We start from the raw sequence: 13,344 nt of genomic DNA on the forward strand, positions 1-13,344 counted from the left end.
TAGGCCTGGCGAAAGAAGTCGACGGAAGCCCTTTTATACATCTTATAAATTGAATTATTTTTTTTGAAAGTAAGTGCATAAATCCCTCTAAACGCCTATCAATTAGGCGGCTATTGTGTACGTTTTTAAAGATTATGTTGTATTTTAAGCTACCGGTAAGGGTAGATCCTGATTTTTTACCAGGGTTCTATGTTGAACACCTCTGAAGCTCGATAGAATTAAAACCAGGTACTACGGCCGGGCAACCAAACAAATAACTAATCCATAAAGGCTTTATGGTACGGCAACCTCTATTTATAGGCCTGACCGATGATGATCCGGATGACCGGGAAATATTCGAAGATGCCCTGGCCCAGATCCGGCCACAATCTGAGTTGATCACATTTAAACATGGGGGCGAACTACTCGACTACCTGGAGGAACCTCCTGAGGTATTACCTGATATTCTTTTCCTTGACCTTAACATGCCTGCTATCAGCGGGAAGCAATGCCTTGAGGACATCAGGTCCAGGCAGGAGTTTGATAAAATGATCATAGCCATTTACAGTACTTCCACTGCCCAGGATCACATCTCGGAGACTTTTAAACTGGGAGCCAATCTTTATATCAATAAGCCTAATAGTTTTCATCAACTCATTGAGATCCTGAAAAAGATCCTGGTCACTGACTGGCAGCAGCATGCAGAACAGGTAAACCGACAAAATTTCGTGTTTAAGGTCTGACCCTACAGTAAAGTTAATTAATATGTGAAAATAAAAAACCCCGCAGTCTCCTGCAGGGTTTGTCTTATCTTTCCTGATCTACCTAGTTTACATTAGACCCAATGTTTCCCTGGGCAATGATGTTCTCCATATCTGTTTCACTCTGGTGCACTTTAATATGCCCATTGAAATTGATAAGTTCCTGGTAGGTGATTCTTACTCCGTTATCCAATTTAGATACTTCCGTAGTAGCCGACTGGCAATCACAATCTATTGTGTTCAGTGTAATTGCAACTTCTCCTCCTTTGGCTTCATCGTTATAATAAATGAATACCGGGTGAGGAGTTTTATCAGCTAACTTGCTGATCTCAACGAATGCACTGGTAGTACCGTCAGATTTCTGAGTGAAGGTCACATTGCCTGTCACACCATCCGGGCCCACGGCTCTTAATGTATATTCCTTGGACTCTGCTGGATCTTTATCAGCAGCAGAATCATCCTTACTGCACCCGGCAAAAACCAAAAGTAACAGCATCAGTAAATAAGGGGCTTTGGTCATTTTCATAATCAAGTTAATTAAAATTAGCAATTCTCTTTCCAAAAATACATGAAATACGTGTTATACCTGTAGATCAGACATGTATTGGCGAATATAATCGGTGAACTACGTCAAAATTACCCGAATACCTTATCCCGGATGTTCGTTATCACACAAATTAATGCCCTGCAAGCAAGTGTTTAATAGCAGATTCACAAGTTAATACCGACAAATCCTTAAGAATCAGGCTTATAAAAAAAGATTAATCTTCCGGTTTAGCACGAGAAGGTAATAAGCGGTTTGCCGTTTTCAATTCCGCATACCGGGGATCCTGGATATAATCCTGTTTCAGCATCTTTACCACTTCTATACTCAGAAACCCGAACTCACTGACCACTTTTCCATAGATACGATAGATCCCCCGGCCCCGGAAATAGAATTTAGCGGCTACGGGAGGGAAAAGAACCACGTCAAAAACAGCTCCTTCCCGGTCTACCAGGGTAGCAAAGAACATTTTCTGCCCCTTATGGGTACGGGTATTCTTCACGGCCACCAGGTAGCCATAAATATCAATATGGCGATCCAGGTGGCGGGGAAGATCCAGGGTAGTGTTTTCATTCCTCGGGGGATCCTTCAAAAGAGAAAAGGGACTGCAAAGACAGAAACCCAGTAATTCCAGCTGGGTAAAGGCCAGTTCCGGCGCAGTGGTGTGCAGATCGGGGATCCGGAAATCCCTTTGCCGGGGCGGAAATAACTTAGGGTGTTCCGGCAGGGGGCCTTTGGAAAGGAAAAGGTGGGCCTGCCATAAAAGCTCATGTTGATTCTTGCCCGTAAACCGGAAGGCTTCAATCCGGATCAATATACTTAGCTGCTCCACGGAAATGGGCACCCGGTCCAGGAAATCTTCCAGTGAACCGAAGGGGCCCTCCTCTGAACGGGCAGCCAGGATACGGCTCATAACACGTGACTCCAGGTCTTTCAGGTATATGAAACCGAGGTAAATATCCGTTCCGTAGATACAAACGCCCGCCATGCTCTTATTAACACAAGGGGCATGCACCGTAGCTCCCAGCATCTTTGCTTCGTGCACGTAAAACTCCGGGCGGTAGAACCCTCCCCCATTGTTGAGCACAGCCACCATATACTCCAGCGGATAGTATGCCCGTAAAAAAAGACTCTGGTAACTCTCCACGGCATAGGAGGCCGAATGGCCTTTGGCAAAAGCATAGCCCGCAAAACTGGCTACCTGCTTCCATATCTCCTGGATCAAAGTTTCATCGTATCCTTTCTTACGACAATTCTCAAGGAACTTATCCTGTACCTTCTGAAACTCTTCCCGAGAACGAAATTTACCGCTCATTCCCCTCCGCAACACATCGGCCTCGCCCAGACTCAATCCCGCAAAATAATGAGCTACCTTTATCACGTCTTCCTGGTAGACCATCACCCCGTAAGTTTCCGGCATGATCTGTAACATTACGGGATGAGCCTCTTTCTGTGCCCGTTCCTTATCCCTGTGCCGCAGTATGTACTCGCGCATCATCCCGCTTTTTGCTACCCCGGGACGGATGATAGAACTGGCCGCGACCAGACCCAGGTAGGTATCTACTTCCAGTTTCTTCAGCAACATCCGCATAGCAGGCGATTCTACGTAAAAGCACCCCATGCACTGGGCCGTTTTTATAAGGTTGTTGATGACCGGATCTTGTTTAAAGCTCTTAACATCGTGGATATCTACCTGCAATGCTGTCTCAGGTTGATTCTGCCGGGCAATCTCCAGTGCCTCCTTGATCTTCGCAAGTCCTCTTTGGGCAAGGATATCAAATTTATACAGCCCCACATCTTCCGCGATCACCATATCAAACTGGGTAGTGGGAAAACCTTTGGGGGGCAAATGGGTGGCAGAAAAATAATGCAGGGGTTTTTCACTGATCAGGATGCCCCCCGCATGTATGCTCAGGTAATTGGGCATATCCTTGATAAGCGAACCGTATTTCAATACCAGCTGGGACATCTCATCAAGCTGCGAGATATTAAAATGTCCTTCACTGAGGAGATCGATCTCTGCCTTTGGCAAGCCGAAAACTTTCCCAAGTTCCCGTATAATTCCCCGCTGCTTAAAGGTGACATAAGTTCCCAACAGTGCCACATGCCTGAAACGATCAAAAATATAACGGGTCATTTCTTCCCGGTCTCTCCAGGAAAAATCGATATCAAAATCAGGAGGGTTTACCCGGTACAGGTTTATAAAACGTTCAAAATAGAGATCGAGCTCGATAGGATCCACATCCGTGATCCGGAGCAGGTAGGCCACGATGCTATTGGCACCACTCCCCCGCCCCACGTAAAAAAATCCCCGTTTCCTGGCATAGCTGATAATGTCCCAGTTAATAAGGAAATAAGAGACAAAACCTTTTTCCTTTATCAATGTCATCTCCTTCTCCAGGCGGGCTCTCACTGTTTTACCGGCCCGGGGGTAACGATATGGCAGACCTTCTTTGCAAAGTCTTTCCAGCAAGGCTTCATCTGCTTCACGAGATTCCAGGTAGGTCTGCTGGTTCTGGGGTTGACGCTCTTCGGAAAAATCGAAATGGATAGTACACGATCGCATCAACCGATCGGTGTTTTCCAGGATATGCGGGAATTCAGAGAAAGCCGCTGCCAGGTTCGCAATGGGAAACATCTTCTCATTTTCGTCAGCTACTTCATCCCCGGGAAGTTTACTGAGCAATACATTATTGTCAATAGCGCGGAGCAGGCGGTGCGCATTAAAGTCGCGTTTATTGCGAAACGTCACCGGTTGTAATACCACCAATTTGTCTTTCTTTTCCCTCAGCCGGGAAAAAGGCAACCGTCTCAGATCGTTTACGGAGACCCCGATAAATTCATTTTCACGGAATTCATCCTGCTCGTTCAGCACTACTTTTTCAAAAGGATAAATTACGTAGGCCTCTGAAAAACCAGGGGCTCGGAACGGGATAGGTTTATCCTTGTGCAGCTGTGCAGATAGGAAGTCGTTCAACTGCCGGTATCCTTCATTGTTTCTTGCAATCCCCACGAAACAAGGATCTACACCATTCCTGAAATCAATTCCCAACAAGGGTCGTATATCAAATTCCCTGGCTTTCCTGACGAAATTAAGTCCGGCAGACGTATTATTGATATCGGTCAGCACCAGCTGGGTTACCTGGTTTTCGTTCGCCAACCGCAACAAGTCCAGTTCTGAAAAGGTCCCGTAGCGGAGGCTGTAATATGTGTGGCAGTTCAGGTACATAGCAGGAGTTATTGTTTCCGGTGTGCCAATACCACAGGGGGTTGCCCATTAAAGGGATTCTGCATCCTCCCGATAGTCTTTGCCCCCATACCGGCAGCGCGCAATACGCTTTTATCACCGAAACGTTCGCGGATCTTGTCCATGGCTGCGTAGAGGTTGAGCGCCTCTTCTGTATCCTCGAACAGGTTGATCTGGTAATTCCCCGGCACCAGGTTACTAAAACGGATCCCTACCAGTCTCACCAACAGCCGCCTGTTATAAAGGGTGTTAAAAAGTTCCAGTATCCGGGGAATCAGGATATGGTCTGCACTGGTGTAAGGAATCCTGAGCTGTTTGGAGTAGGTGTTGAAATCCGAATAGCGGATCTTGACCGAGATACAGGCAGTGAGTTTCTCTCCCCTACGCAACTGGAAAGCCAGGTTCTCTGTCATCGCTACCAGTATTCCTTTAAGCCGGACCACATCAATGGTATCCTTATCAAAGGTGCGCTCGGTGGAAATCGACTTCCTTTCATGGAAAGGGATGACAGGACTGTGATCTACCCCGTTCGCTCTTTTCCAGATGAGTTCCCCGTTAGCCCCCAGTACCCGCTGCATAATATCCATCGGCATCTCCTGTATGGTTTTTACCTGCCGGATTCCCAGGTTTCTCAAGGTCTGGTAGGTTTTATCGCCTACCATGGGAATCTTCTTGATAGAGAGGGGAGCCAGGAAAGGTTTTTCATAGCCCAGGTCTATCTTCAGCTGGTTATTGGGTTTGGCTTCATTCGTAGCCACTTTAGAGACCACTTTATTTACAGAAAGTCCGAAGGAAATAGGGAGACCGGTTTCACGTGTTATGGTCTTGCGAAGTTCCGAGGCATACTGGTAACATCCAAAGAAACGATCCATCCCCGAAAGATCTGCATAGAACTCATCTATACTCGATTTTTCAAAAAGCGGTACTTTTTCCCGGATGATCTCTGTCACTAATTCTGAGTGTTTGGTATAAGTGCCGGCATTTCCCCTGATGACCACCGCCTCGGGACAAAGTTCCCGGGCCATTTTCATCGGCATACCGGAATGCACCCCGAAACCACGGGTCTCGTAACTGCAGGCCGCTACTACCCCCCGATCACTGGTACCTCCTACCAATAAAGGCTTATTGCGTAACTCGCTGTGAAGCAATCGCTCTACGGACACAAAAAATGTATCCAGATCCAGGTGTAAAATTGTCTTTTGCATAACCAAAGAAATGGGACAGCTAATTTATGGAATATTTCCAATTTTATGGAAAATATCCATGTTAAAGTTAAGTAGACAAACCGGCCCACAGAAAAAAAAAAAGCCTCCGGGTTAACTCCGGAGGCTTTTAACTGGGCTAAACAAAATATTACATTCCTGGAAGTACTACTGTATCCACCACGTGGATCACTCCATTAGATTGGTTCACATCAGCAATGGTCACTTTAGCATTATTGCCGTTTGCATCCATCAGCATTACATTTTTACCTTTCAACATGGCGCTGAGTTTTGCACCGTTCACCGTGGTGAACTCTGCTTTCCCCATACCTTTCTCAATAGCTGAAACAATATCCGCTGCGCTGTATTTTCCTGCCAGTACGTGGTAAGTAAGCACCCCTCGCAGTTTTTCTTTATTTTCCGGCTCTAATAAGGTAGCCACTGTACCTTCGGGTAATTTATCAAAAGCTTTATTGGAAGGAGCAAACACCGTAAAAGGTCCGGAGCCCTGTAAAGTCTCTACTAAACCGGCAGCTTTAACAGCAGCGACGAGGGTAGTATGATCTTTGGAGTTAACAGCATTAGCGATGATGTCCTTACTGGGGTACATGGCTGCACCGCCGACCATTTTGGTTGTTTCTTGTTTCATACTCATATTATCCTGCTGGGCGAGCAGGGAACTTCCGATGAAGAAAATTGCGAGTACTGAAGCTTTACTTAAAATGTTGATGAGTTTCATAATGATAGAATTGTTTTTATTGTTACACCCCCACTTACGGAAAGTGGTTCCCGGGGGTTTTATTAAAACAACCCTTATGAAAAATTTAACATTCAGATTCAGTCAAAAGCGAAGCCGGTACTCACTCTGAAAACAAAGGCATAGACCGCAACCAGGTACATGATAAAACTGAACCAGGCGAAAAATTTGAAATAATGGGTTACCAGGAAATGTCCCAGGTTCCTGAACCCCTCTATATATATCTCCTTAATAAGTAACATCGTTTTCATAATTATAGATTTTTAGCTATAACAACAAAACAGGATCCATTACCTACCTGTGGAAAGGTTTATTTGATTAAGCGTACAGAAAAACGGATAAATGGCAAGATTGGCAAATGCAACCGGATAAGAGACAGGGAGAGCAGGGAAAACAGGAGTTTACCCTTCAAAGTTTCGATCAGCTTGTTTTTTTAGCGAAACAGAATTACCAGGATCACAGCAGCAATGTAACCAAGGATGGCCAGAAAGCTTACAAATTCAATACTAATAGAACTGCTGAGCTGGGATAAAAATTGGAAGATAGTCGTTTTCATTTTCAGTGGGGGTTCTCAATCCTACTGCAACAAATCTGGTTATACTTCCTGATATATACCAAGTTTATCGGTGAACGGCATCTAAAAACAGGATGAAATGCGCAAGCAGTCGTTCCGTTGCTTATTTTTACGCCTTTAATTGCCTATATGGGAAAAAATGATCCTTATGCAGCCCTGAGGTTCAGGGAGTTTAACATTTTTCTGGGAGTAAGATTTGCTATGGTATTCGCATGGACCATGCAATTCGTGGTGATTGAATGGGAAGTGTACAGTCTTACCAAAAACCCTTTATCCCTTGGTATCATCGGGCTTGTAGAAGTAATCCCTGCGGTTTCCCTGGCACTGGTGGCAGGTCACGTGGTTGACCAGAAAGAAAAGAAAGGATTATTGCAAAAATGCATCCTTGGGTTTTCAGTGATCAGCGTGGGGCTGTTCCTGCTGACCTGGCCAAAAATCACCCAGGGGCTTTCACAAAACCTTGTGCTGTACTCCATTTATTTCCTTGTTTTCCTGGGCGGAATTGTCCGGGCTTTCCTGGGGCCCACGATCTTCGCCTTGTTTTCCCTGCTTATTCCAAAAAAATTCTATCCCAACGCTGCTACCTGGAGTAGTTCTGTCTGGCAGATGGGTGCTGTAATAGGACCGGCTGTGGCCGGGTTTGCCATCAGTTTGATTGGGGTCCACTGGTCTATGTGCCTTATCGCTGCCTGTTCTATGATCGCTTTCCTGCTTCTGGTCCAAATTCCTAAAAAACCAATTCTCAATCCTAAAATCGGGGAACCTATGCGCAAAAGTCTGCGCGAGGGCATCAGGTTCGTATGGAATACTAAGGTGATACTGGGCGCTATTACCTTGGACATGATTGCTGTATTATTTGGTGGGGCCGTTGCCCTTTTACCTATTTTCGCCCAGGATATCCTGAAGGTCGGGGCCGAAGGATTCGGGATACTGAGGGCTGCCCCGGCGGTTGGTGCCTTCCTCATCATGTTCACTTCGGCTTATTTCCCCCTGGACCGGAAAGCCGGAATGAAATTACTGGTGGCCATATTCGGATTCGGGTTGAGCATCATCGTATTCGGGCTCTCCACCTGGTTCTGGCTATCCGTTTTTGCGCTATTTATGAGCGGGGCGACAGATGGAATTTCCATGATCATCCGGCAGACCATCTTACAGCTCAAGACACCGGATCACATGCGGGGGCGAGTAGCCTCGGTTAATTCAATGTTTGTTGGTTCATCGAATGAGCTGGGTGCATTTGAAAGCGGACTAACCGCTAAACTAATGGGCACCGTAACTGCGGTGGTCTTTGGGGGTTGCATGACGGTCGCTACCGTGATCACCACCGGCCTGGCTTTCCCTACCTTCCGGAAACTCGACCTTAGGGAAGATATGGAGGAAAACGCTAAACTCGATTAATATGTCCCGCTTCAGATCCAACTGTAAGTTTATGCCGTTATTCCTGGGCGCCCTGCTGTCCCTGCTGGGGTCCTGTGGCCATACCCCTTCCCTTCAGCCGGTGACTGTACAGGATTTTACCGCATTTGTGGAAGACACGGGGTATGTTTCGGATGCTGAAAAATATGGATGGTCCGTAGTGCAAACCAGTGTGTTTGGGTATAAGGTCGTTGAAGACGCCAATTGGAGATTGCCGGATGGATCACGCCCCGCCTCCCTGGAAATGCCGGTCACGCAGGTAAGTTACAACGATGCAAAAGCATATTGTGAATGGGCCGGGGTACGACTTCCTTCATACCGGGAATACTGGGAACTGGTAAAAGAAGATAAGCGCCCAATTATTTCAGATCAGAAGGGACCAGTTTCCCCTGCTGGAACAGTGAATATCATCGGAAATGTCTGGGATATTACGAGCACTACTAAAAACAGCCAGGTAAGATTAGCGGGCGGTTCCATTTTCTGTTCAGAGAACACCTGCCACGGAACCCGCCCCGAAAGAGAATTTTACGTAGATCTTGAAACCGGAAACATCCATATTGGTTTTAGCGTAATGACTATGGAGTAAACAATGCACCCTGATCTCCAGGGTGCCGGAGCAGAGCCCCGGGTACTGTTAAACATTCTTTAATGTTTAATTTTTTAAATTATTTATTAAACATTTTATATAATTTAGTGCCCGGCACGGATACGGGCCTACAGAGCTAAGGGAAATCAATTGCTATGAAAAACCTTCCCCGTATCCGTTTCATTTTTCAGAATATCTATTCAGATAATGCTTATCAAAGGGCCGGTTAAGTTCCTTGCGAATGTACTTCTGGCGGGAATGATCCCACGTTTCATGTAGCACTATTTCAAGCAGGCAGGTCTACCAGTTCCTGAAAACCATAAAAAAACCCTATCCATTGTTGATGAATAGGGTATTTGTACCTCGGGTGGGAATCGAACCCACACTCCCGAAAGAACTGGATTTTGAATCCAGCGTATTTGATGGTAAATTTAGCTAAATATACTTATAATCAACTGATTAATAAATATTTAATATTAATTGATTTCATTTAATATGATTTAAAATCAATAAATGTTGTACCTATGTTGTACCAAAATTGATTATCTTTATAATCTAAAATTCAATGGTATGGCCTCAAATGCAAAAGTAGTTATAAGAAAGAAACCAAATAAAGAAGGGCTTTATCCTTTGGCAATCCGCATAACCAAGAACCGTCGCTCAACATATCACTATGTTGGTCATTACATAGATTTAAAAGATTGGGATGAGAAGAACTTACGTGTTAGGAAATCCCATACTAATGCTAACAGATTAAATAATTTGATTTCCACCAAGCTATTAGAGGCCAATAAAACACTAATAGATTTACAGTCAGATAAAAAAGATTTCTCTGCAAATCAAATAAAAGAAGCACTCTATTCAGAGTCAAAATCGAGTACTTTTTATGAAGTTGCAAGAGATTTTCTTTCCGAACTTGAATCCAATAAAAAGCTCTCTCAACTGTCTACCGATAAGGCTCGTGTTAACCACGTAATAAACTTTAATAAGTCAAAGCAGTTGACCTTTCAAGAAATAGACGAAGCCTTTTTGAGAAAATTTAAGATTTATTTGAAAAAATTAAATCTCTCTGAAAGGTCGATAGTTAATAATCTTGTTGTTATAAGAACAATATACAACAGAGCGATAAAAATGGGTGTTGTTGATAGAAAATTTTATCCATTTGGCTCAGGTAAGATTAGGATAAAATTCCCTGAAACTGAAAAAATAGGATTGACCAAGAAAGAAATAAAGTCGTTTGAATCTGCTAAAAATCTTACTGAAAATGAAACTCACGCACGAAACGTATGGTTATTCAGTTTCTATTTTGCAGGTATCAGAGCTGCCGATTTGCTGAAAATTAGATGGTCAGATATTTATGATGATAGACTTCACTACCGTATGAATAAAAATTCCAAATTACTATCTCTCAAAATACCAGAAAAAGTCTTCCCTATATTGGAATATTACAAATCTGAAAAACGGGACAATGACGATTTCGTTTTTCCCGAAATGAAAAAGGCAGATTTAAAAGATGCGAAAGATGTCTATGCCAAGACCAAAACGGCTACTAAAAAGTTCAATAAATATTTGGTTGGGGTCGCCAAGAAAGCAAAAATTACCAAAAAGGTAACTATGCATATAGCTCGACACAGCTTTGGCCATATCTCAGAAGACAAAATTCCTATTAAAATGCTTCAAAAACTTTACAGGCATTCATCCGTTACTACTACAATAAAATATCAAGCCAATTTCATCCATAAAGATGCAGATGATGCTTTGGACAGCGTTGTCAATTTTTAGGCAAATTGTTTACCAGCTGTGAACATCTTAAATAGAAATTTTAACATTTTAGAACTTCATTCTTCTACCTTTACAAGCTAAACTTTTTGCGTATGGTTTTAAAGGTCAAATGGATAGATTTTAAAAATAAAATTGAAGAACAGAAAGCTAAAGGCGAAGCTCTGGTCGAAAAATATAGGTCTTCAAGAACTGAAAATGATTTAGAAAGCCTAAAGGAAGAAAAGCAACGTTGGGAAAATGAGGTCATAGACTATGTAAAAACTTCCTTTGAACCTGAACATACAAACTTTAGATATGAATTCAAAGCCCAAAGAGGTTATAATACTGGCTTGAAATTAGGTATTGACCAAAGGATTAAAAACATAATTCAAGACCTAAAAGATGAAATCAATGGTCTTGACTACTACTTGAAAATGCTATTCATTTCCGATGCAATAATAAGAGCTGAAGAAATTAATTTAGAAGAACGCAAGAATCTTGACACCGAAGGTAGGCTCGACCTCATTCTTAGCAAACTCTATGAGCTTTATGATGACAGATTATATCATTCTATCAAATGGATTCTGGAAGGCAATGGTATAAAGTTGAACAATCACGGCGAAGATTGGGATTATGCCAAAATGCTTGAAAACAGAAATCTTATTGATACTATTACTACAAAAGATACAGGCGCCAGACTTACGCTGGAAGGAAAGTATGCAATAGAACAGTCAAGAAAAGCGCAAGTTACAGACTACACGAAAATTAGTAGTTCTGATGAAGAGTTAAAAGCACTTATTGAGGGTGTTCTAAAAGAAGTCGAAAAATTGGGAATTGGCCAGCAAATCATTTTTGATGAATTTGATGAGCTACGAGATGATATTCCCAAGCTAAGTAAGAAATCTTTCGGGCAATTGTTAAAGTCAAAACTCGGGGATTTAATTGCTGCAAGGGCTTTAAACAAAACACTTGCCAGCGAGATATTCAAGCAATTTACCGACCAAATATTGCCATTCTAATTTATGAAAATACTGGCGAGACTCAAAAAAACAATTAGGACTTTCATTCAAAAAGAACCACCGCCTGAATACGAGGTTACACAATTTGTTATTTCAGATAGACAACCTATTACAGGTGCATCAAAAATTTCATTTTTTGTGAATAATCCTCAGCCTGGTGCAAGCGTGACCAGAACCTTTGAAAATGAAGACGATGTTATTAATTGGTTGATGAGCAATGCCGACTTTAAACATATACTTTTCAAAAATCTATTTTCATCATCCTCTGTCATCCATCATTGTGGCGTGAAAGAACCAATAACAGAACCTAAAAAGAAACCTGGCGACATTGACATCCTTCTTTACAAAGAAGGCAATGAAAGCAATGCAGTTGGCATAGAATGTAAAATAGTAAAATCAGAATCCTTAGAAAATCAACCGCCAAAAATCAACAAGATTACAAGCGTTCAGAAAAAAGGGACAAAGCAAGCAGATGGTTACATAAACATAGGTTTTAGTAGGGTCTTTCTTATGGTCATATTGCTGGACGATGGCAGACACTATAAAAATCCAAATTTCGTCTTTAGAACAACACCAACTGAAGAATTGAAAGAACTGTATGATTTCGACTGGAACACAAAAATGAATACGGAAGTTGGAATAATCTATGCCTATGTCAATCAACTTACATCAAACCATATTAACCAGACGAAAGGTCTGGGTTTAAGGATTGAACGAGAAGCCAAAGAAAGAATTCAATGTGATGGTTTAACTGAGAAAATTAAAAATCTTAATTACTAAGTATTAGTTGAAGAAAGTAGGAATTTGCAGAATCTGCGGTAAGTATGCAAAATTGACGTTCGAGCACGTTCCGCCACAAAGTGCCTTCAATTCTAACCCTGTATTCTTTCAAAAGTCCGTCCATCTTCACGACAAAAAAAGTTTTCTATACGGTAAAAAAATTCGAAGTAATCAAGGTGCAGGTGGATATTACTTATGCAAATCTTGTAACAATCTCACAGGTAGTTACTATGGGGACAGCTACAAGAAATTCGCCTATATGGGAATGATGGCGCTGACACATAGAATTTTGGCATCAAAAGATATTACTTTTGAATATGCCTTACAGCCACTAAACATTCTCAAACAGATTTTAGCAATGTTTATGGCGATAGATACAAGCGACCAACTTTTAAATTTAGAAGGGCTTGCGGATTTTATTTTGGATAAGGATTCAAGGGCGCTTCCAGATAGCTTGAGAGTATTTGTTTACCACACCATTACAAAACAAGTTAGAAATGGCTGGGGAATGGCAAGAACCGAAAAAGGGTTTCATCATCTTGGTGAAATTACCTTCCCACCATTTGGTGTTGTTTATGCTTTAGATTCTGAACCCACACGAAACGATTTTTACGAAATAACAGATTTCAAAAATTTTAATTTTAATCAAACCGTTCAAGCGAGATTATCAATTCCTTTTCTTACACCTAAAACATATATTCCTGGACTGTACAATTAA

General features: G+C 42.5%; 13 protein-coding genes. 8 read left to right on the top strand and 5 right to left on the bottom strand.

The genetic code is table 11. From position 1 onward, the window contains the following. The first annotated feature begins 275 nt into the window (after positions 1-275). On the top strand, positions 276-722 hold the full coding sequence (locus CLV82_RS01290; protein WP_133642498.1) for a response regulator: 447 nt from the start codon (positions 276-278) through the stop codon (positions 720-722). Between the two features lie 82 nt (positions 723-804). Here the strand turns inward: CLV82_RS01290 and CLV82_RS01295 are convergent, their stop codons facing one another. The 5 genes from CLV82_RS01295 to CLV82_RS14670 form a co-directional block, all read right to left on the bottom strand. Beyond that, positions 805-1,266: a hypothetical protein gene (locus tag CLV82_RS01295; RefSeq protein ID WP_133642499.1), complete on the bottom strand. Its 462-nt coding sequence runs from the start codon at positions 1,264-1,266 to the stop codon at positions 805-807. A gap of 235 nt (positions 1,267-1,501) precedes the next feature. Beyond that, entirely contained in the window at positions 1,502-4,513 is a 3,012-nt protein-coding gene (locus CLV82_RS01300; RefSeq protein WP_133642500.1) for a DNA polymerase III subunit alpha, read from the bottom strand. An 8-nt stretch (positions 4,514-4,521) separates the two neighbouring features. After that, positions 4,522-5,736 (bottom strand): DNA polymerase Y family protein, encoded by a 1,215-nt coding sequence (locus CLV82_RS01305; RefSeq protein ID WP_133642501.1) that lies wholly within the window; start codon positions 5,734-5,736, stop codon positions 4,522-4,524. A gap of 148 nt (positions 5,737-5,884) precedes the next feature. Further along, a complete protein-coding gene (locus CLV82_RS01310; protein WP_133642502.1) occupies positions 5,885-6,472 on the bottom strand; it encodes a fasciclin domain-containing protein in 588 nt (195 codons plus the stop codon). 98 nt (positions 6,473-6,570) lie between these two features. After that, positions 6,571-6,741, bottom strand: a complete 171-nt coding sequence (locus tag CLV82_RS14670; RefSeq protein WP_166636651.1) for a DUF6747 family protein — start codon at positions 6,739-6,741, stop codon at positions 6,571-6,573. A 107-nt stretch (positions 6,742-6,848) separates the two neighbouring features. Here CLV82_RS14670 and CLV82_RS14675 point away from each other — a divergent pair, with 107 nt between their 5' ends. From CLV82_RS14675 to CLV82_RS01340, 7 genes are all read left to right on the top strand, one after another. Beyond that, positions 6,849-7,022, top strand: coding sequence for a hypothetical protein (locus CLV82_RS14675; protein ID WP_166636652.1), 174 nt, complete (start codon positions 6,849-6,851; stop codon positions 7,020-7,022). Between the two features lie 171 nt (positions 7,023-7,193). Next, complete coding sequence (locus CLV82_RS01315) at positions 7,194-8,462, top strand: MFS transporter (RefSeq protein WP_133642503.1); 1,269 nt, start codon at positions 7,194-7,196, stop codon at positions 8,460-8,462. Position 8,463: 1 nt separating this feature from the next. Further along, positions 8,464-9,066: an SUMF1/EgtB/PvdO family nonheme iron enzyme gene (locus CLV82_RS01320; RefSeq protein WP_133642504.1), complete on the top strand. Its 603-nt coding sequence runs from the start codon at positions 8,464-8,466 to the stop codon at positions 9,064-9,066. 570 nt (positions 9,067-9,636) lie between these two features. Then, a complete protein-coding gene (locus tag CLV82_RS01325; RefSeq protein ID WP_133642505.1) occupies positions 9,637-10,848 on the top strand; it encodes a site-specific integrase in 1,212 nt (403 codons plus the stop codon). A gap of 92 nt (positions 10,849-10,940) precedes the next feature. Then, a complete protein-coding gene (locus tag CLV82_RS01330) occupies positions 10,941-11,846 on the top strand; it encodes a hypothetical protein (RefSeq protein ID WP_133642506.1) in 906 nt (301 codons plus the stop codon). Between the two features lie 3 nt (positions 11,847-11,849). Next, positions 11,850-12,626 (top strand): hypothetical protein, encoded by a 777-nt coding sequence (locus tag CLV82_RS01335; RefSeq protein ID WP_133642507.1) that lies wholly within the window; start codon positions 11,850-11,852, stop codon positions 12,624-12,626. 7 nt (positions 12,627-12,633) lie between these two features. Further along, positions 12,634-13,344 (top strand): hypothetical protein, encoded by a 711-nt coding sequence (locus CLV82_RS01340; protein WP_133642508.1) that lies wholly within the window; start codon positions 12,634-12,636, stop codon positions 13,342-13,344.

The sequence above is a fragment of the Zeaxanthinibacter enoshimensis genome (assembly GCF_004362865.1).
In the GTDB taxonomy this organism is placed as follows: domain Bacteria; phylum Bacteroidota; class Bacteroidia; order Flavobacteriales; family Flavobacteriaceae; genus Zeaxanthinibacter; species Zeaxanthinibacter enoshimensis.